16 protein-coding genes and 1 riboswitch are annotated in these 18982 nt (G+C 63.3%); of the genes, 5 read left to right on the top strand and 11 right to left on the bottom strand.

The genetic code is table 11. The annotated features are described in order from the left end of the window. Nucleotides 1-41: 41 nt before the first annotated feature. The 8 genes from atzF to WMW70_RS05700 all read right to left on the bottom strand — a co-directional run bounded on the left by atzF (nt 42) and on the right by WMW70_RS05700 (nt 10389). Nucleotides 42-1847 carry an allophanate hydrolase gene (gene atzF, locus WMW70_RS05665; protein WP_341436510.1) on the bottom strand — a complete coding sequence of 602 codons (1806 nt, stop codon included), beginning with the start codon at nt 1845-1847 and terminating at the stop codon, nt 42-44. A gap of 114 nt (nt 1848-1961) precedes the next feature. Continuing rightward, complete coding sequence (uca, locus tag WMW70_RS05670) at nt 1962-5603, bottom strand: urea carboxylase (protein WP_341436511.1); 3642 nt, start codon at nt 5601-5603, stop codon at nt 1962-1964. Nucleotides 5604-5780: 177 nt separating this feature from the next. Continuing rightward, the gene (locus tag WMW70_RS05675) at nt 5781-6416 is read right to left on the bottom strand and encodes an urea amidolyase associated protein UAAP2 (protein ID WP_341436512.1); all 636 of its coding nucleotides are present in this window, start codon (nt 6414-6416) and stop codon (nt 5781-5783) included. An 11-nt stretch (nt 6417-6427) separates the two neighbouring features. After that, nucleotides 6428-7156: an urea amidolyase associated protein UAAP1 gene (locus WMW70_RS05680; protein ID WP_341436513.1), complete on the bottom strand. Its 729-nt coding sequence runs from the start codon at nt 7154-7156 to the stop codon at nt 6428-6430. 9 nt (nt 7157-7165) lie between these two features. Next, nucleotides 7166-7957 (bottom strand): ABC transporter ATP-binding protein, encoded by a 792-nt coding sequence (locus WMW70_RS05685; RefSeq protein ID WP_341436514.1) that lies wholly within the window; start codon nt 7955-7957, stop codon nt 7166-7168. Then, complete coding sequence (locus tag WMW70_RS05690; RefSeq protein WP_325507617.1) at nt 7954-8769, bottom strand: ABC transporter permease; 816 nt, start codon at nt 8767-8769, stop codon at nt 7954-7956. The genes WMW70_RS05685 and WMW70_RS05690 overlap by 4 nt, the downstream gene beginning before the upstream one ends. Nucleotides 8770-8851: 82 nt before the next feature. Next, the gene (locus WMW70_RS05695; RefSeq protein WP_341436515.1) at nt 8852-9919 is read right to left on the bottom strand and encodes a putative urea ABC transporter substrate-binding protein; all 1068 of its coding nucleotides are present in this window, start codon (nt 9917-9919) and stop codon (nt 8852-8854) included. 67 nt (nt 9920-9986) lie between these two features. Beyond that, nucleotides 9987-10100: riboswitch (guanidine-I (ykkC/yxkD leader) on the bottom strand. Nucleotides 10101-10158: 58 nt separating this feature from the next. Next, entirely contained in the window at nt 10159-10389 is a 231-nt protein-coding gene (locus WMW70_RS05700; RefSeq protein WP_341436516.1) for a hypothetical protein, read from the bottom strand. Between the two features lie 272 nt (nt 10390-10661). On the opposite strand from WMW70_RS05700, the gene WMW70_RS05705 reads away from it, so the two are divergent. The 5 genes from WMW70_RS05705 to lapD all read left to right on the top strand — a co-directional run bounded on the left by WMW70_RS05705 (nt 10662) and on the right by lapD (nt 14557). Then, complete coding sequence (locus WMW70_RS05705) at nt 10662-10784, top strand: hypothetical protein (protein WP_445942112.1); 123 nt, start codon at nt 10662-10664, stop codon at nt 10782-10784. Nucleotides 10785-10861: 77 nt separating this feature from the next. Next, the gene (locus WMW70_RS05710) at nt 10862-11347 is read left to right on the top strand and encodes a hypothetical protein (RefSeq protein WP_341436518.1); all 486 of its coding nucleotides are present in this window, start codon (nt 10862-10864) and stop codon (nt 11345-11347) included. A 188-nt stretch (nt 11348-11535) separates the two neighbouring features. Beyond that, entirely contained in the window at nt 11536-11787 is a 252-nt protein-coding gene (locus tag WMW70_RS05715) for a DUF1145 domain-containing protein (RefSeq protein ID WP_341436519.1), read from the top strand. A 141-nt stretch (nt 11788-11928) separates the two neighbouring features. Next, on the top strand, nt 11929-12600 hold the full coding sequence (lapG, locus tag WMW70_RS05720; RefSeq protein WP_445942113.1) for a cysteine protease LapG: 672 nt from the start codon (nt 11929-11931) through the stop codon (nt 12598-12600). 22 nt (nt 12601-12622) lie between these two features. Beyond that, a complete protein-coding gene (gene lapD / locus WMW70_RS05725; RefSeq protein WP_341436521.1) occupies nt 12623-14557 on the top strand; it encodes a cyclic di-GMP receptor LapD in 1935 nt (644 codons plus the stop codon). Between the two features lie 204 nt (nt 14558-14761). On the opposite strand, the gene WMW70_RS05730 is transcribed toward lapD, so the two are convergent. From WMW70_RS05730 to WMW70_RS05740, 3 genes are all read right to left on the bottom strand, one after another. After that, nucleotides 14762-15100: a tryptophan synthase subunit beta gene (locus tag WMW70_RS05730; protein ID WP_341436522.1), complete on the bottom strand. Its 339-nt coding sequence runs from the start codon at nt 15098-15100 to the stop codon at nt 14762-14764. Nucleotides 15101-15171: 71 nt separating this feature from the next. After that, a complete protein-coding gene (locus tag WMW70_RS05735; RefSeq protein WP_341436523.1) occupies nt 15172-18771 on the bottom strand; it encodes a beta strand repeat-containing protein in 3600 nt (1199 codons plus the stop codon). Further along, the coding region (locus WMW70_RS05740) for an Ig-like domain-containing protein (RefSeq protein WP_341436524.1) at nt 18744-18982 on the bottom strand (239 nt) is incomplete at its 5' end. The genes WMW70_RS05735 and WMW70_RS05740, both read right to left, overlap by 28 nt.

Here is an 18982-nt window from a genome sequence, read left to right on the forward strand (position 1 = left end):
CGAGGCCAGCCAGGTGTTTGACCGTGCCCAGCCTACGCGTCTCAGGCCCTGCTCTGCAGATAGGCCTTCCAGCCACCAAAGTGGCTGATGTCGACTGCCCCGGCCAACCCATAGGGTTCGCAGATAAAGCCGCTTTCCCAGCTGCCATCGGCCAGTTGCACCTTGCCCAGGCCCAGGGGGGCCGGGATGCCGGTGAGGAAGGAACCCAGCTCGGCGCTCGGCAGTTCCCAGACTTCCACGGCGATGGCCACGCCGCCTTCGGCGACTCGCAGCATGCCGGGCCGCAGCGGTGGGCCACCAGCCAGGGCGTAGAGCTGATAGTCCGGCGAACTGTGGGTAGCTTCGACCAGTCGGCCGCCGCGCTGTTTGAGCTGCCAGTTGAGCGGCAGGCCATCCAGATGGGCACCGCAGACCACCAGGCGGGCGCGGTCATTGCGCGCGAGGGTGGTCGGCGCGCCTGGCTGCAGGCTGCGCTCGCCGGCCAGTGGCAGCTGCTGTTGGCGCTGCAGGGCCGCGGCCAGGCTCAACAGGTACTGGTCGGTAAAGACGCGGCCGAACAGGGTCACCCCCCAGGGCAGGCCGTTGGCCATAAACCCCGCCGGCACCGCGACGGCGGCGTAGTCGAGCATATTCATAAAGTTGGTGTAGTAGCCCAGGTCGGCGTTGCGTGCCACCGGTTCGGCCTGCAGTTCGGCCAGGGTCACCGGGCGTGGGTAGGCCGGGGTCAGTACGCAATCGACATCGGCCATGATCCTGTCGCAGATCGCTTTCAGCGCCTGCAGGCGGTACTGGGCGCGGAAGGCGTCGACGGCCGTGGTCCCCGGTGCCTTTTCCAGTACGGCGCGGATCACCGGCAGCACCGCGTCGGGCTTAGCCTCGATCAACGCGCCGGCGACGCTGTAACGCTCGGCCACCCAGGGCCCTTCATAGAGTAGGCGGGCGGCCTCGAGAAAGGGTGCGAAGTCGATTTCTACCGCTTCGCCGCCCAGGGCCTTGAGTTGTTCGATGCTGGCGGCGAACAGCGCCGGGCTCTCGGCGCAGCCAAGAAACTCCAGCTGTTTGGGCACGCCGAAACGAAAGCCCGGGCGGGGTGCGCCAAAGGCGCTGCCATCGTTCCATAGCGGGTTGCTGCGGCTGTATTCGTCGCGAGGATCGAGGCTGGCGGTCAGGGCCAGCAACTGGCTGGCTTCGCTGGCCGTGGCGGTGAAGTAGGTGACGCAGTCCAGGCTGCGACAGGCCGGCACCACGCCGGCGGTGGAGAGCAGGCCCTTGCTGGCTTTCAGGCCGACCAGGTTGTTCAGTGCGGCCGGCACCCGGCCACTGCCGGCGGTATCGGTGCCCAGGGCGAAGCTGGCCACGCCCAGTGCCACCGCTAGGGACGAGCCGGCGCTGGAGCCGCCGGACGGGTAGTCCGGGTGCACCGAGTTGCGGCAGGCCCCGTAGGGCGAGCGGGTGCCGTTGAGGCCGGTGGCGAACTGGTCGAGGTTGGTCTTGCCCAGCGGCACGGCCCCCAGGGCAAGCAGTTGCTCGACCAGGGTGGCGCTGCGCTCGGGCGTGTAGGCAAAGGCTGGGCAGGCCGCGGTGGTGGGAATACCGGCCAGGTCGATATTGTCCTTGATGGCGAAGGGCACGCCGTACAGCGGCAGATCCTTCGCCGACTTGCCGTCCAGCGCGGCCAGATAGGGTTCCAGCTCCGCTTCGGTCAGTAGATGGATAAACAGATTGAACTCGGGATTAAGTGCCGCGGCCTGGTCGCGCAGGGCCGTGATCAGCTGGCGCGGAGTGGTGCTGCCGGCCAGGTAGGCGGCTTTTAGTGCGTCGAGGCGGAGATCGAGTTCGTGTTGCATAGGTAGCGTCCTCTGTAGGGTGGATGGCGCTTTATCCATCCACCGTCGATGCCGTGGCATCGCAATTGGGGTGGCCGCTTGGTGGATCGGTGAAGCGTGATCCACCCTACGGTTTTATGCTTCTTGCAAAACCACCACGCGCTGGCCGGCGCGTACCGGCGAGCCGGGTTCTACGCGCACCTCGCTGACTACGCCGTCTATCGGGGCGAGCAGGGGGATTTCCATCTTCATCGACTCCAGAATCACCAGCACATCACCGGCCTTGACCCTGCTGCCTGCCGTCACCTGCACCTGCCAGAGGTTGCCGGCGATATGGCTTTCGATGCTGTGCAGGCCGGCACCGAGCGGGGCGTCTTCGCCGAGATCGGCGGCGACTTCCTCGCTCTCGTAGTGCGCCTGGCCGGAGGCGATCCAGCGCTGGCGTTCGGCGTCGAAGGCGGCGCGCTGCTGGTTGCGGAAGGCCTCGATGCCCTCGGCTTCGCGGTCGAGAAAGGCCTGGTAATCGGCCAGGTGCAGTTCGCTGTGTTCGATACGCAGGTCATAGCGGCCCAGGGGGAAGTCACGGCGAATGCGCAGCAACTCCTCGGCCGAGACCGGGTAGAAGCGGATCTGGTCGAAAAAGCGCAGCAGCCAGGGCTTGCCGTCGAAGGCGGCCACTTCACGGTAGCGGTTCCACATCTGCAGGGTGCGGCCGACGAACTGGTAACCGCCGGGGCCTTCCATGCCGTACACGCACATATAGGCACCGCCGATGCCCACGGAGTTCTCGGCGGTCCAGGTGCGCGCCGGGTTGTACTTGGTGGTGACCAGGCGATGGCGCGGGTCGAGCGGGGTGGCCACCGGCGCACCGAGGTAGACGTCGCCCAGGCCCATCACCAGATAGCTGGCTTCGAAGACGGTTCTGTAGACCTCGTCGAGATTGGGCAGGTCGTTGATCCGGCGGATAAATTCCAGGTTGCTCGGGCACCAGGGGGCATCCTTGCGCACCGTGGTCATATATTTCTCGATGGCCAACTGGCAGGCCGGGTCATCCCAGGACAGCGGCAGATGGACGATCCGCGAGGGCACCTTGAGGTCTTGCGCGGCGCACACGGCATCCCATTCGCCGATGACGATGGCCAGCAGATTGGCCAGCGACAGGGTTTCCGGCTGGTAGTGCAGCTGCAGCGAGCGGATGCCAGGGGTGAGGTCGATCACCCCATCGAGCTGCTTGGCCTCCAGCGCCTGCATCAGCGCATGGCCACGGAAGCGCAGCACCAGATCCAGCTCTGGCGCGCCGATTTCCAGCAGCACATGAGTGTCGCCGGACAGGCGCGCGACCAGGCGTTTATCGGCTTCGCCGATATCCAGGACGATGGGGGAGGTGAGGGTATTGTCTTTTGTAGGAGCGGCCTTGGCCGCGATTGCGTTGTCCGCTTGATCGCGGCCAAGGCCGCTCCTACGAAGGCTCGCACATTCAAGATTGCCGGCTTTTGCCAGCTCCCGCGCTGTGGCGATATCCACCGGCGCAAAGCGCACCTTGTCGCCGGCCTTGAGCTGCCCCAGCTGCCACAGATCCGCCTCGATAATCGTCACCGGGCAGACGAAGCCGCCCAGGCTCGGGCCGTCTGGGCCGAGGATCACCGGCATATCGCCGGTAAAGTCCACCGCGCCGATGGCGTAGGGGTTGTCGTGGATATTGGAGGGGTGCAGGCCGGCTTCGCCGCCGCTGTCGCGCACCCACTCGGGCTTGGGCCCGATCAGGCGCACGCCGGTGCGGCTGGAGTTGAAATGCACCTCCCAGTCGGTGGCGAAGAATGTCTCGATATAGCCTTCGGTGAAGTATTCCGGCGCGCCATGGGGGCCATAGATCACGCGGATTTCGCGCACGGCTGGCAAGGCGCTGCACAGCTCGGCGGGCAGTTGCGCGCCAGTTTCCGTATCGCCAAGCGGTAACAGGTGCAGCACATCGCCGGCGCGCAGGGCGCGGCCAGCGTGACCGCCGAACTGGCCGAGGGTAAAGGTGCTTTTGCTGCCCAGGTAATCCGGCACCTGCACGCCGCCGCGCAGACTCAGGTAGCTGCGTGCGCCTGCGCCCCGGATGGTGCCGAGGCTCAGAGTGCTGCCGGCCTTGATCAGCAGCGCGGTATTGAGTGGCTGCTCGCTGCCATCGAGGGTCAGCGGAATAGGCGCGCCAGTGACCGCCACCACCGCATCGGTGTTAAAGCGCAGGGTCGGGCCGCTCATGGTGATTTCCAGGCCCGCGGCATCGGCCGCGTTGCCCAGCAGACGATTGCCCAGGCGCAGGGCGCGGCTGTCCATCGGCCCGGAGGGCGGTACGCCGACTGCCCAGTAACCGAGGCGGCCGGGGAAGTCCTGCACCGTGGTCTGGGTGCCGGCGCTCAGTACTTCGAAGGTATTGGCCTGATAAACCAGGCCTTCCAGGCAGCGGGTCCAGGGGTTGCCGCTGGCAAAGGGTGCGTCGGTGAGGATTTGCCGCAGGTACTGGCTATTGGTTTCCACGCCATACAGCACTGTGTCGGCCAGGGCCTGGCCAAGCGCCGCGCTTGCAGCTTCGCGGCTATCGGCCCAGGTGATGACCTTGGCGATCATCGGATCGAAGTAGGGTGGGATCTCGCAGCCGGCTTCGACCCAGGTGTCGATACGCAGCGCCTGGCCATCGGCCTTGGGGAAGTCCACAGCGGTGAGCAGGCCGGGGCTGGGCTGAAAGTCGCGGCCCGGGTCTTCGGCATACAGGCGCGCCTGAATGGCGTGGCCGCTGGGCTTAAGGTCTTTCGCCAGTTCGCTTAACGGGGCCAGATCGCCAGCCGCCAGCTCGATCATCCAGCGCACCAGATCGACGCCCCACACCTGTTCGGTAACGCCGTGTTCGACCTGCAGGCGGGTGTTCACTTCGAGGAAGTAGAAACGCGCCGCCTCGCTGTCGTAGACAAATTCCACGGTGCCGGCGCTGCGGTAGCTGACCGCCTTGGCCAGCTTGATCGCCGCCGCGCACAGCTCCTCGGCCATGCCGGATGGCAGGTTGGGTGCCGGGGTTTCTTCCAGCACCTTCTGGTTGCGCCGCTGCACCGAACAGTCGCGCACGCCGAGGGCCAGCACTTCGCCGCGACCATCGCCAAATACCTGCACTTCCAGATGGCGGGCACGCTGGATGTATTTCTCGATAAATACGCCGCTGTCGCTGAAGTTGTTCTGCCCCAGGCGTTTGACCGCCTCGAAGGCGTCACTCAGCTCGGCGGCGCTGTTGCATACGCGCATGCCGATACCGCCGCCGCCGGCGGTGCTTTTCAGCATCACCGGGTAACCGACCTGTTCGCCGGCGACCAGCGCGGCGTCGAGGTTTTCCAGCAGCTCGGTGCCTTCGAGCATCGGCACGCCGTGCTGCTTGGCCAGGGCGCGGGCGGTGTGCTTCAGACCGAATACCCGCAGTTGCTCCGGCGTCGGCCCGACAAAGGCGATACCGGCGGCCTCGCAGGCCTCGGCAAAGGCGGCGTTCTCCGAAAGAAAGCCGTAGCCGGGGTGGATAGCGGTGGCACCACTCTGCTTGGCCACGGCGAGAATCTTCTCGACCATCAGGTAGGTGCCCGCAGCCGGGCCTTCGCCGAGGCTGAAGGCTTCATCGGCCTGTTGAATATGCAGGCTGGCGGCGTCGGCTTCGGAGTAGACGGCTACGCCTTTGACGTCGAGCTGACGCAGGGTGCGCAGGATGCGGCAGGCAATGGCACCGCGGTTGGCGATTAGCAGTTTGCTGAACATGGTCGTTCCCCTCGAAAGGGCAGGCGGGCCGTCCCGCTGTATTCGGTCTGCACCACGGTCGTCCGGGGTGGAAATTCGTTTTCCGTAGGATGGGTTAGCCGAAGGCGTAACCCATCGACAGTCAAAGGGCGATGGGTATCGCTGCGCTCAACCCATCCTACGAGGCTTACAGCTGCTTCAATCCCACACCAGCACCTCGGCCGGAGTCGGGTTGTAGCCGTTGCATGGGTTGTTCAATTGCGGGCAGTTGGAGATCAGTACGATCACGTCCATATGCGCCTTCAGCTCGACGTATTTGCCGGCGGCGGAGATGCCGTCCTCGAAGGTCAGGCCGCCTTCGGGGGTGACCGGCACGTTCATAAAGAAGTTGATATTGGCGCTGATGTCGGCCTTGTTCAGGCGGCCGTCGTGCAGGCTGGCGCGCAGGAAATTGTCGCGGCAGCTGTGCATATAGCGCTTGTCCAGGGCGTAGCGGACCGTGTTGCTCTCCTGGGCGCAGGCACCGCCAAGGGTGTCGTGGCGGCCGCAGGTGTCGGCAACGATGCTCAGCATCGGCTGGCCCAGGTTGGAATAGAGCACGCTGCCGGTGGTCAGGTACACGCGGTTCTGTTTGCGCAGGGTGCGTTGCACGTCGTAGCGCTCGCGCGGGTTGCGCGCCGAGTAGAACAGGGTATCGACCGCCTGATTGCCTTCCAGGTCGAGCAGGCGCAGGGTCTGGCCGGCCTTCACCTCACAGAGAAAGGGCTCGCCGGCACCAATGGTGGCGCGGTATACGGCGGCTTCCGGGTGCTTGTCGCTTGCGATAAGAGTCATGCTGGCCGGCCTCAGATATACAGACGTTCGGTGTTATGGAAGCCGCGGGCGTTTTCCGGGCGCGAGGTTCGGCACAGCACGCTGATGCCGTCGCTTTCGACCTTGTGCCAGGACAGTTGCAGCGGCTTGGGCGCGTAGTCGGGGTTGGGGTCCATGGGGTGCTGCAGGGCGGTGAGCACCACCAGGCAGTCCATCGGTGCATACAGCTCGATATAGTCGCCGGCCTTGGAGTTACCCGGCTGGAAGTGGAAGCAGCCATCGCTGTCGACCGTGACTTTGCTGAACAGGTTGAGGCACATCAGCAGGTCCTGCAGATTGAGGTTCCACTTGCCCATTTCCACCAGCAGGTTGTCCACGCCGTTGCGGAAGAAGCCGTTACGCAGTTCTTGATAGCGGCCCTGACCGTATTTTTCGGTGACTTCTTCGGCATTCAGTACGCCGCCGAAGCTGTCATGCCAGCCACAGGTGTCGGCGGTGATGGCGGCGAGCACCCGGCCCATATCCGAGTACAGGCAGTGGCCGGCGGTGAGCTTGGCGGTGTGCTGGCACTTGAGGCTGTCGGGCAGATTCAGCCGTTCGCTTTTCTCGGCGGCAGAGAGCAACAGCAGGCTGGCATTGGCCGCGCCTTCGAGGTCGGTGATGCGCAGCAGCTGGCCACGCTTGAGGACAAAGGAGGTGTGGCCACCGCCGGGCACGAATTCTTCGTAAAGGGTGGGGCGCAGGGTCAGTGCAGCTGTCATGGCAACTCCTTACAGGGCCGGGTTCAGCTTGCCGGCGATATGCGCGGGCAAGGCGTCGACGGCGGCGCGCTGGGCGCGGCGGTCGCTGTTCAAGGGAATGTCGTAGGTGATGCGCGCGCCAAAGGCATTCGGTGCATGGGGGTCGACGCGGACCTTGTCGAACACCAGCAGGCGGGTGCCGAGGCTAAAGCCCTCGCTGAGGTCGTGGGTGACCATAAACACGGTCAGGCCGGTGGCGCGCCACAGCTCCAGCAGCAGAGCGTGCATGTCCTTGCGGATGCCGGGGTCGAGCGCGCCGAAGGGCTCGTCGAGCAGCAACACGCGCGGCTGCATGATCAGCGCCTGGGCGATGGCCAGGCGTTGCTGCATGCCGCCGGAGAGTTGGCTGGGGTACTTGTCCAGGGCGTGGCCGAGGCCGACCTTGTGCAATATCACTGCGGCCTGCTCGCGGGCCTCGCGCTTGGCGCGGCCAAATAGCCGGCCGAGCAGCGGCGCGCGGGGCAGTTCCAGGCCGATGGCGACGTTATCCAGCACGGATAGATGGGGAAACACCGAGTAGCGCTGGAACACCACGCCGCGGCTGCTATCGGGCTCACCGGCCAGCGGCTCGCCGCCCAGCAGAATCTCGCCCCGGCTGGCGCGTTCCTGGCCCAGCAACAGGCGCAGAAAGGTCGACTTGCCACAGCCGGACGCGCCGACCAGGGTGCAGAACTCGCCTTCGTTGATGCTTAGATTGAGGCGCTCAAGCACAACCTGATCGCCGTATTCCTGCCAGACATTTTTGACCTGAATAAAGCTCATGCCTTGGCCCCCTCATACCAGGGGAAACACAGGCGGGTGAGCTGACGCAGGCCCAGGTCCATCAGCCAGGCGAGCAGGGTGATCCAGGCCACGTAGGGCAGGATCACGTCCATGGCCATATAGCGGCGCACCAGAAAGATCCGGTAGCCCAGGCCATCGGTACTGGCGATGGCTTCGGCGGCGATCAGAAACAGCCAGGCCGAACCGAGCACCAGGCGCAGGGCAATCAGCAGGCGCGGCAGGATCTGCGGTAGCACCACGCGCAGAATCAGGGTCCAGGTGCTGGCCCCCAGGGTTTGTGCCTTGATCAGCAATTCCGGTGGGATTTCCCGGGCGCGCTGTTCCAGGTCGCGGGCCAGCACCGGGGTGATGCCGATAACGATCAGCATCACCTTGGACAGCTCGCCCAGGCCAAAGACGATAAACAGGATCGGCAGTATCGCCAGCGGCGGCACCATCGACAGCACCGTGAGCAGCGGCGACAGCGGTGCGCTGAACAACGGCAGGGTACCGGCGGCTATGCCCAGGCACAGGCCGACCAGGGCGGCGATACCGATGCCCATGGCCAGGCGCTTGAGGCTGGCGGCGCTGTCCTGCCAGAACAGGTAGTTGCCGCTGCGCTTGTCCTCGGTAAAGGCCAGGCGCTCGATAGCCGCACCCATCTGGCTGGCGCTGGGCAGCAACTTGTCGTTGGGGTTGTCCGCCAGACGCTGCGCCGAGCCGACAAAGTAGGCGAACAGCAGCAGGGCGAAGGGCAGCAGGATCAGCAGCAGGCGACCGCTGCGATCCGGGTGACGGTTGATCAGGCGCATAGGGTATCCCTGCGTAGGGTGCGTCGCGCGCACCATCGGTACTCGTGGGAGTGGGTGGTGCGCACGGCGCACCCTACGAGCCTCAGAGCGTGCCGTCCGCCGCCATCTGCATATAGCTGGGGTCGAAGCGCAGCTTGAGGTTGCCCTTATCGCCGGTGATCACGTCCTTGGCGAAGCTCATGCCAATGGCGTCGCTGCTTTGCGCGCCCTCGCCGAGCAGGCCGTGGCCGAAGGAGAACTCCGCGACCTTGGTCATGGTGGCTGGCAGTTTCGGGCTGGTGGCAAAGGCCACGGCGTCCTTGGCCGAGTAGAACATCTTGGTCGCGGCCAGTTGCGCTTCGTAGCCGGCCAGGTCGGTGCCGGAGGCCTTGGCCATATGCTCGCGAGCGGCAAGGCCTGCCGGGGTGTCGGCGCTCATGGTGGCCATGATTTCGTACCAGGCACCGGTCAGCGCCTTGCCGAAGGCCGGGTTGTCCTTGAGGGTGTCGCTGTTGACCACCATCAGGTCGATGATTTCACCGGGAATCTGGCTGGAGTCGAACACCTTGGTCACGCCGGGGGTGGCTTCAATCTCGGCCAGCAGCGGGTTCCAGGTGGTCACGGCGGTGACGTCGCTGGTGGCGAAGGCGGCCACCAGGTCGGCGTCAGAGGTGTTGACCACTTTCAGGTCTCTCTCACTGAGGCCGGCTTTTTCCAGGCCGCGGGCCAGCAGGTAGTGGGAAACGGACAGCTCGACCAGGTTGACGTTCTGGCCCTTGAGATCGCCCAGGGTTTTCTTCTCGCCCTTGAGCACGACGCCGTCGTTGCCGTTGGAGAAGTCGCCGATGATCAGCGCGGTGGAATCGATACCGCCGGCAGCCGGGATGGTCAGGGCGTCCATATTGGTCATGGTGCAGCCGTCGAACTGGCCGGCGCTGTACTGGTTGATCGACTCGACGTAATCGTTGATCTGCACCACATCGATATTGATGTCGTACTTCTTTGCCCACTTGTCGACGATGCCTTCTGCGGCACCGTATTCCCAGGGCATCCAGCCGGCGTAGATGGTCCAGCAGACGCTGAAGTCGGATTTCGGCGCGGCGTGGCTATTGAGGCTGATGGCGGCGATCAGACCGGCGGCGAGGGTGGAGAACAGACGGGGCTTACGCATGGTGGAACCTCCAGTTCGAGAAATGGCGGGCAGGAGTGCGCGGCGGTTTCCCCATCTCTGGGGCGCGTTCTCCCGGGCTTTTATCCCGCCGTGTAACCTCGAAAGAGGTCGCCAACTCTCGGACCAGTCACTCGGCGATGCGTTATGCATCGAGCGAGCCGGAACCCTAGTCGGCAATTGCAAATTGTGGTGCCGCGATCCCGTTATGCATCGGCATAAGGGTTGTTCCTGCACGCTGGTTACTTAGCGAACATCGTGCCAGTTGCACTGCAGGGCTCTGCAATAGGGTTATAGGGGGCGAAGGGTGATTGTTGGTTGCGACGCTTGCGCTGTTCTGGTGCGCGATCAGCTGGCTGCGCTGCAATAAGGTGCGGATAGAGCGTTTGTCGTTCGGGTGTCTGGGCGCATGGATTAGCGCTGTATTTTCGCCGGCAATTGAACAGGCGCGATTTGCCAGTGTCGAAGTTCATACCTGCTCCATTTATGGGAGCCAGGGTGGTCGCCGGCATCTGATGCCCGTGGGAAATTCGAGGAGTAGCGCAATGCGTGTTCTAACTCTGATGGCTTTAGTGCTGTTGCTTGGTGGCTGTACCTTCAGCGCACCGGGTGTGCATGCGCGCATCGGTGAACCTGTGAGGGTGGATGTAGGGTATGGTGGTGGTAATGGTGGCCATTGCCCACCAGGTCTACGTATGCAAGGGCGTTGCTGATGAAAACTTATTTGAGCTTATTGCTGGTCGCCATGCTGGCCGTCAGCGTACAGGGTTGTAGCCTGCGTCTTCCAGGCATAGGGGTCGATATCGGCGATGGCGGTGGTGGGCCACCTCATTGCCCGCCAGGGCAGGCGAAAAAAGGTCGCTGCTGATTCGTTAGCTCGATTTTAGCGGTTCCAGAAGGCCAGCATTTGCTGGCCTTTTATCCACTGGCGGTACGGAGGCCAGCATGCTGTTTAAATCCATGATTATCGCGTTGTTGGGGCTGACCCTGACCGGTTGTGCGGTATACGGTGGCAGTGGCTATGGCCATCGCGGCTATGACCGCCATTATTCGACCACCTATTACCATGTGCCGCGTCAACCGGTGTATGTGGTGCCACGGCACTACCGGCATGACGATTATCGCTATGACGCGCGCCGCTATGATTATGACGGTCGTCGCCACGACGGCCGGCGCTATGACCAAGATCGGCATGACCAGCGCCGCTATTTGCCGGCCCCTGCGCCGCGCCATTACCAGTCCAGCGGGCATAAGTACCGTGGCATAGAGCGCCAGGCCGGCTGGAGTGAACAGCGCGGCGAGCGCCGTCAGGAGCAGTCACGTAAGCACCGGCAGGAGAACGCTCAACCGCGCCGGCAGCAGGATGACCGCCAGCGTGGTAACGAGCAGCGCGGCGGTGATGAGCGCGGCTGGCAACGCCAGTACAACTGATAGCCCTTAGGGGACTCAACCAGGCGGCGGCTTTATGGCTGAAGCCGCCATCTCCTTCTCTCTAGCGTCTTACCCACGGCGCACCCCAGGGGCGGCGGCTGCGGTATGCGGCTCAACCAAAGTCCAGAGGGCAGGCCGGTTCTGCTACGGCATCCTCGGCGCTCCCATTGCACGCTAGGAGTGTACCGATGCATCTGCTGAGTTTTGCCAAGGGCGCGCTGGCCATGTTCTGGCTGCTGGCGCTGGCCAATCTGTTCGTACCCCTGGGCGAGGCCTGGTTCTGGCCGGTCAACCTGGCCGCGGCGGCGGTGTTGCTGGTCCATGTCGGCGAGGTGCTGCTGTTTCGTCAGCGTCTGCAGGGCCGTCCGCAGCCCTGGCTGGAACGCGCCCAGGTGTTGCTGTTTGGTGTACTGCATATCCAGAGCCTACCTAGAGCCTGAACCGCGCCAACTAGAACTCTTCGTCGCGATCGTTCATCACAGGGCGGCCACTCGCTGCCCAGCCGTGATTGCCTTTTGCCAGCGCCGCCCGCACCATGGCCGCCATCTTGTGGTGGAAGTCGTGGCGTGCAGTCTGGCCGGATCGAAATTCTGCGTATTTCTGTGGGCAAAGCCGCTTTGGCCCTTGCGCTGCTGCTCGCCTTGGCGGCGGGTATCTTGCACGCCGACTGGGATTTCGGCCATATCACCACGCGGGCCGAACAGCTTTACGGCCCGCTGGGCGAGGGCCGGGGTCGCATCAATGACTGGCAACGGCTGTTGCAGGAGCAGGCCACCGCAGATGAGCGGGAGCAGCTCAAGGCGGTCAATCGCTTCTTCAATCTGCGTCTGCGCTTTCGTGACGATATCGCCATATGGCGGGTGCAGGACTATTGGGCCACGCCGGTCGAGGCGCTGTGGCGTGGGGCCGGCGACTGTGAGGATTATGCGCTTGCCAAGTATTTCAGCCTGCGTCAGCTCGGGGTGCCCAGCGACAAGCTGCGCATCACCTATGTCAAGGCGGTGCGCCTGAATCAGGCCCATATGGTCCTGACCTATTACGCCCATCCACTGGCCATGCCGCTGGTGCTGGATAACCTGATCGATGCCATCGAACCGGCCAGCCAGCGCAGCGACCTGGTGCCGGTGTATTCCTTCAATGCCGAGGGCCTGTGGTTACCCGGGGCCGGCGGTGGCAAACAGGTGGGCGACAGCAAGAAATTGTCGCGCTGGCAGGATCTGTTGAAAAAGATGCGCGCCGAGGGTTTCCCTTGAGCGCGCCTAGCAGGAGTCACTGATGTCACTGTTCAAGCAGCTGTTTATTGCCATCTGCGTGTTGATGCTGGTGAATTTCACCGGCAGCTTCCTGGTCAGCGTGGAGAGTTCCCGCGAGCAGCAGGTCAACCAGCTGCGTGCCCACGCCCAGGATGCCGCCACGGCTCTGGGCCTTTCGCTAAGCCCTCACGTCAATGATGTGGCGATGATCGAGCTGATGGTCAGCTCGATCTTCGACAGTGGCTACTTCGAGAGCATCCGTGTGGTCGACCCGGCCAATGGAAAGTTGCTGGTCGAGCGCGTCGGGGTGCCGGTCTCGGGCGAGGCCCCGCAGTGGTTTGCCCGCCTGGTCGATCTGGCCCCGGCCCGCGGCGACGCCATTGTCAGTGATGGCTGGCGACAGGCCGCCCAGGTGCAGGTAATCAGCCATCCGCTGTTCGCGGTCGGCAAACTCTGGCAAAGCGCCCTGGGTAATCTGCTCTGGCTGGCCCTGAGCGGTGTGTTCTGTGTCGCCCTCGGGGTGCTGCTGCTCAAGCGCCAGTTGCGCCCGCTGGACTATATGGTCGAGCAGTCCAACGCCATCGCCCGGCGCGAATTCCTCAGCCTGCCGGAATTGCCGAAAACCCCGGAGTTCCGCCGGGTGGTCAATGCCATGAACCAGATGGTCGGCAAGCTCAAGGCATTGTTCGCCGAGGAGGCCGCCCGCAGCGAAGTGCTGCGCGCCGAGGCCTATCAGGACAGCCTGACCGGCCTGGCCAACCGGCGCTATTTCGACCTGCAACTGCACGCCCGTCTGAGCGTCGAGGAGCAGGCCTGCAGCGGTTTCCTCCTGCTGTTGCGCCTGAACGACCTGGCCGGGCTCAACCAGCGCCTCGGCGGCCAGCGTACCGACCAGTTGCTCAAGGCCGTTGCCGAGCTGTTGCAGCAGTCAAGTCAGGGCCGCTTTGTGCTGGCGCGTAATCGCGGCGGCGAGTTCGCCATTTTGGCGGCGGGTCTGGAGCATGGGGAAGCCCAGCAGCTGGCGGAAAACCTCGAACGTGCCTTGAGCAGCCTGCAGCAGACCGGAGCCAGCGATTGCCTGCCAGTGGCTCATATCGGCCTGACCGCCTTTGCTCCGGGCGATGAGTCGCAAGACCTTTATCGTGCCCTGGATACCGCCCTGGCTCAGGCGGCGAGCCAGGCTCAGCCGAACTGGGCCTTCAGCGCGGCGCGGGCGTCGGCGCAAGAAGGGAATGAGCGACAGAACTGGTACCGCCTGCTCGACCAGGCGCTGGAACAGGGCCGCTTGCAGTTGTTCTTCCAGCCCGTGGTGGCCGCCGGCGAACCGGAGCGGGTACTGCACCACAAGGTGCTGGCGCGGGTGCTCGATGAGCAAGGCAAGCTGCTGGCGGCGGGACGCTTCCTGCCCTGGCTAGAACGTTTTGGCTGGTCGAGTCGGCTCGATCTGGCCATGCTTGAACAGGTGCTGCAGCAGATGGCTAGCCACACTGCCGCAGTGGCCCTGAGCCTATCCGGCCATACGGTGCGCGAGCCCCAGGCCCTGGCCCGGCTGTATGAGCTGCTGCAGCAACATCGCCACCTGGGGTCGCGTCTGAGCCTGGAGCTGGATGAGGATCAGCTACCCGAACAGGCCGAGCTGGAAGTCCTGACCCAGCGTTTGCGCAGCCTTGGCTTCAGCCTCGGCCTGCAGCATTTTGGTGGGCGCTTCAGCATGATCGGCAACCTGGCCAAACTCGGCCTGGCTTATCTCAAGGTGGATGGCAGCTATATCCGCGCCATCGACCAGGAAAACGACAAGCGCCTGTTTATCGAAGCCATGCAGCGGGCGGCCAACAGCATCGACCTGCCGCTGATCGCCGAGCGGGTGGAAACCGAAGGGGAGTGGCAGGTGCTGCGTGCCATGGGGATCGAAGGCGTGCAGGGTCGCCTGTTTGGCGAACCGGGGCCCTGGGTATAGGGCAGGGCCCAAACGAGTAGGAGCCAGCTTGCTGGCTCCTACAGGGTGATTCAGTGCGTCGAGGCTTTTAGATAGCTCTGTCCACGTTATGCGTTGGCGGTGCGACTTGGTTGTTGTAGGAGCGGATTTATCCGCGAAATTCGCGGCTGAAGCCGCTCCTACACAGCACGCTTGCGCCACAACAGTTAACGGGTACAGAGCCTTTTAAATCAGCTCAGACTCATCATCATTGATCAACCGGTGCAAGCCGCCCAGCGCATCGCGCGCCTTGCTGCGGCCGACCAGCTTGCTCTGCGCCGCTTCCGGCAGATCGGTGATCCGCACCACACCCTTGCGGATCAGCACGGTGATCAGATCTTCCAGTACCCGGATCATGTCCAGGTCGCTCTGCTTGAGTTGCAACAGGCTGCTTTCGGCGGTCTGGTTGGCGTACCAGGCCTGAGCCTCCTGACTATCCGCCGCCAACTCGCCATCCATGCCTTCGAAGGGCGCAGCCTCAACCTGCTGCAGGTTGCCCCACGTATCACGCTTTACATACAGCATCGACCGCTCCTTGCCTTAGTGGCCACCCGAATAAACAACCCCGCTTCCTTATGGTAGCGGGGTTCTGCTTATCAGATATGGTCGGTCTTGATCATCGGGTCGGCCCCTGCGATCAGCGAGTTGACCAGATCGGACGGACTCAGGTTACCTGGGTTCAGATCGACAGGCGCGCCATTGTTCTCAAGTTTGATGCTGACGTCGGCATTGCTGGCGTCAGCGTTGAGTACCCCTGTGCTGCTGATCAGCAGGGTCGAAGTGGCCGTGTCCACGCGCAGGAACTGGGTGATGTCGCTGGTGCTTTCCTCACCCTGCAGCAGGTCGCTTAGGTCGATGCGGTCGCCCTCGCTGCTGTTGAAGTCCTTGATCACGTCGTTACCCAGATCGCCGGTTTTCCAGGTGAATGTATCGCCACCGCTGCCGCCGAGGAGAATATCGTCGCCTTCGCCGCCGATCAGGATGTCGTTGCCGGCTCCGCCATCGATATAGTCGTTGCCATCACTGCCTGTCAGCGTCGAGCCGGCGGAGCCGCCAATTATGGTCTTGGCGCTGCTGGTACCGCCGTCGCTGACTTCAACTGTCAGGGTCGGGATGAAGCCGCTGGGAAGAGCCTCTACGGTGACCAGATAGAGCTTGTCGGTGCCCGATGTGGTGGTCGGCGTATTCAGCAGAGCGGTATAGGCGCTCAGGTCATATTCGCCCTGGGCATTGGGAGTGATCTCCTGATAGCTGCCATCGGCGCGCACCACGCTGAGAGTAGTGCCTGCCGGCAGGTCGCTCAGGGCCAGGCCGGTAAAGGTTTCCGCCGTGCCAATGGTGTCCTGTACCTTGGCGTAAAGGTCGAGTGGGTAGGTGTAGCTGGTCAGCCCGGTCGGGTTGGGATCGACGGCGATGTACTCGATCTGGAAGCCATTGTTGGACTTGTTGTCTTGGGTCCTGCCGCCGATATTGAAGGCATCGGCCGCTCCCAGCCCGATGGACAGGCTGCTCATGTCGGCACTGACCGAATAGGTCACGTTGGCCGATTCATTGCCGCCCTGGTTGAACAGGGCACCGTCGAACGTGGCGTTGAGTGTGGCCTTGGTGATGGTGCCGCTGATGCCGGTGAGGCTCACTGACCAGCTGCCTCCGGAGTTGACCGTGGCAATGCGGGTCACAGTGCTGGTGACACCGGCATTGACCACTTCCAGTTGCAGCTCCACCTGGAGGTTGGCGGAAGATACCGTACTGGTGGAGGACGTGGCGATGCTGCCGCTCAGTGCGGTCTGTCCCTGCAGGTCGGCGGTTTCTAGCTTGCTGCTGACCTTGACCACGTCATCGGCGGAGTTCTTCAGCTTCAGCGCCATATACTGCATGCCGGTTGGGAAGCTGAAGTTGATGGTTTCGTTGCCCTCGATACGCTGGGCCTCTGTGCCGTTGTCGCCTGCACTGTTTACGCCCAGGTTGTTACCACCCGACCAGTTGAAAGTGCCGTTGCCGCCAGTGGATATGGTTACGCCGTTGCCGAAGGTGTATTCACCTTTGCCGGTCAGACCGCCATCGGTGACGAAGCTGATTTCATTGGTCAGCGGTGTACCGATAGCCAGCGAAACATCATTGCCGGGCACGGCATCGGCTACCGGGTTGATGGTGATAGTGATGTTGTCGCTGTCCGTCAGGGCTCCACCCGCACCGGTATTGCCGCCATCGTTACTGGTCATGGTCAGGGTGACCGAGCCGCTGTCATCGGCAACCGGGATGTAGCTCGGCTGAGTGGCCGTATCCGCGAGGTAGGCATTGATATCGGCGAGTGTGCCGCTCAGCAGCAGACTGTTACTACCCGAACCGGTCACGCTGACAGCACCTGTGTCTGCAGCAGTGATAGTACCTCTGGCAACTGTCAGGGTGACCGATATGAACCCCGAGGCAACATCCACATCGCTTACCGAAAGTCCGCTGAGCTTGAGTGCAACGTCCTCGTCGGTGGTATAGCCCGTGGGCAGCTGGTTGACCGGTGCATCGTTGATCGCATTGACCTGTATGGTCACGCTGGCCGGGGTCTGGTCGACGTTGCCGGCAACGTCGCTGGCGAGGTACTGGAATGCGGTACTGCCATTCCAGTTGGCGTTTGGCGCAAAGCTCAGGTTGGCCTGATTGCCGATCGCCGGAATGACCTGGCCAACCACTACCTCCTGGCCGTTGTAGATCAGCGTGCCGTTGGTCGGCAGGCTGGTAATGGTGAAGTTGGCGATGCTGCTGGATGCGTCGACTGCACTCAGGTTGACTGCAACAGGAACGTCCTCATCGGTGGCGACGGCTACCGCATTGGTCTCTGGTGCGTCTGTGTCACCGAGGGTAATGGTGGTGGAGGTCGACTCGGTGTCGGCACCGTCCTGTGCGGTTGCGGTTACCGTGACGCTCAGGCTGCCGACCGGGTTGCCCGGGACAGTCATCTCCAGACCAGTGATGGTCACCGCTTTGGTGTCCGCATCTACCGTCACGGAATAGTTCCCCGAACTGGTCAGGGGCAGCGTCCAGGTGCCGTTACCGTTATTGGTGCCGACAGACAGGCTGGCACCTGTTGGTACGGTAACCGTAATGCTGGCAATCGACTCGGAGTAGTCGATATCCGTCGGCGTGGCCGTGATGGTCAACGGGTAGTCGATGCTGGAGACAAACTCGATCGAGTTGATCAGGTAGTCGTTGTCGCCGCCATTCGGGGCGCTGAACTCGATACGGCTGATCGCCGTGCCGTTTTCACTGGTCAGCGTGATAGCCGGGTCGACGATATCGGTAAGCCCGGCGATGGTGCCGCTGCCGATGGGGTTGCCGGCGCTGTCGAAGAGGTTGTAGGTCGCCCTTTCGCCCGTGTGCAGCCAGGCGAAGCTGACGGTAGCGCTTGCTACCGGAGCGTCGAAGTCCACCACGATGCGTTCGGACTGGCCGCCAGATTGGCCCAGTTCGTTGTTGGCACCGGAAGCATTCCCCACTACGCCAAAGCCAACGGGGCTGCCGTTGATGGAAATTACCCCTGAAGAACCGTTGAGGTTGATGGCGCTGACGCTAAAGCCCTGATCGCTGGTCGTGACGTTGGCGGTGGTGATGGTTGTGGTGCTGATGCTGCCTGCACCCAGCTCGATGGTGACAATAGGCGCATCGGCTACTGGCGTCACGTCGAAGCTGAGCGTGCTAGGCGCGAGCGCGAACTGACCGGCCTGATCGCTGACCGAGAAGGTCAAGGCGCTGTAGTTATCGCCACTGGCGTCGGGTGCTGGGCGGAACGTTAGATTGCCCAGATCGGCCAGGCTAATGACTTGACCTGCGTTGACTGCTGCCCCGTTGAGTTGCAGTGAACCGGCTGTCGGCAGGCTGTCAATTCGCACAGCCTGCAGACTGTCGCCGAGATCCGCATCGGTGAAACCGAAATCATCTGCGCTGAAGCTGTGGCTACTGTCTTCATTGAGGGTAACCACCCCGTTGGTGCCGGTGGGGATGTTGTTGAGATCAATAGTCAGGTCATCGCCGCTGCCGTTGTTGCCGGCCAGGTCGGTGTACTGATCGTTGGCGACGCTGATGCTCGGGGTGTCGCTGCCACTCTGGGTAAAGGTGGCGGTCCAGGTGTCGGCATCGACCTGGGTGAAATCGCTCAGGCTGCCGCCGGCGACGGTCACGTCGCTGGCGTCGAAGCCGGCCACCGCCTCGCTGAACTGGAAGGTGATGGTGGTGTCAGGCTGCCGCCGGCGACGGTCACGTCGCTGGCGTCGAAGCCGGCCACCGCCTCGCTGAACTGGAAGGTGATGGTGGTGCTTTCACCGGCGGCGAGGTTGCTGTCGGCGGCGCTGATGACCAGGGTCGGAGCGGTGGTGTCGGCGGCCAGGGTCAGGTCATCGCCGCTGCCGTTGTTGC

Origin of the sequence: Pseudomonas sp. XK-1 (assembly GCF_038069885.1) — a bacterium.
Lineage (GTDB): Bacteria > Pseudomonadota > Gammaproteobacteria > Pseudomonadales > Pseudomonadaceae > Aquipseudomonas.

Coding starts and splice junctions, on each gene's coding strand:
- atzF (WP_341436510.1), bottom strand. CDS start 1,847: ATGCAACACGAACTCGATCTCCGCCTCGACGCACTAAAAGCCGCCTAC.
- uca (WP_341436511.1), bottom strand. CDS start 5,603: ATGTTCAGCAAACTGCTAATCGCCAACCGCGGTGCCATTGCCTGCCGC.
- WMW70_RS05675 (WP_341436512.1), bottom strand. CDS start 6,416: ATGACTCTTATCGCAAGCGACAAGCACCCGGAAGCCGCCGTATACCGC.
- WMW70_RS05680 (WP_341436513.1), bottom strand. CDS start 7,156: ATGACAGCTGCACTGACCCTGCGCCCCACCCTTTACGAAGAATTCGTG.
- WMW70_RS05685 (WP_341436514.1), bottom strand. CDS start 7,957: ATGAGCTTTATTCAGGTCAAAAATGTCTGGCAGGAATACGGCGATCAG.
- WMW70_RS05690 (WP_325507617.1), bottom strand. CDS start 8,769: ATGCGCCTGATCAACCGTCACCCGGATCGCAGCGGTCGCCTGCTGCTG.
- WMW70_RS05695 (WP_341436515.1), bottom strand. CDS start 9,919: ATGCGTAAGCCCCGTCTGTTCTCCACCCTCGCCGCCGGTCTGATCGCC.
- WMW70_RS05700 (WP_341436516.1), bottom strand. CDS start 10,389: ATGAACTTCGACACTGGCAAATCGCGCCTGTTCAATTGCCGGCGAAAA.
- WMW70_RS05705 (WP_445942112.1), top strand. CDS start 10,662: ATGCTGGCCGTCAGCGTACAGGGTTGTAGCCTGCGTCTTCCAGGCATA.
- WMW70_RS05710 (WP_341436518.1), top strand. CDS start 10,862: ATGCTGTTTAAATCCATGATTATCGCGTTGTTGGGGCTGACCCTGACC.
- WMW70_RS05715 (WP_341436519.1), top strand. CDS start 11,536: ATGCATCTGCTGAGTTTTGCCAAGGGCGCGCTGGCCATGTTCTGGCTG.
- lapD (WP_341436521.1), top strand. CDS start 12,623: ATGTCACTGTTCAAGCAGCTGTTTATTGCCATCTGCGTGTTGATGCTG.
- WMW70_RS05730 (WP_341436522.1), bottom strand. CDS start 15,100: ATGCTGTATGTAAAGCGTGATACGTGGGGCAACCTGCAGCAGGTTGAG.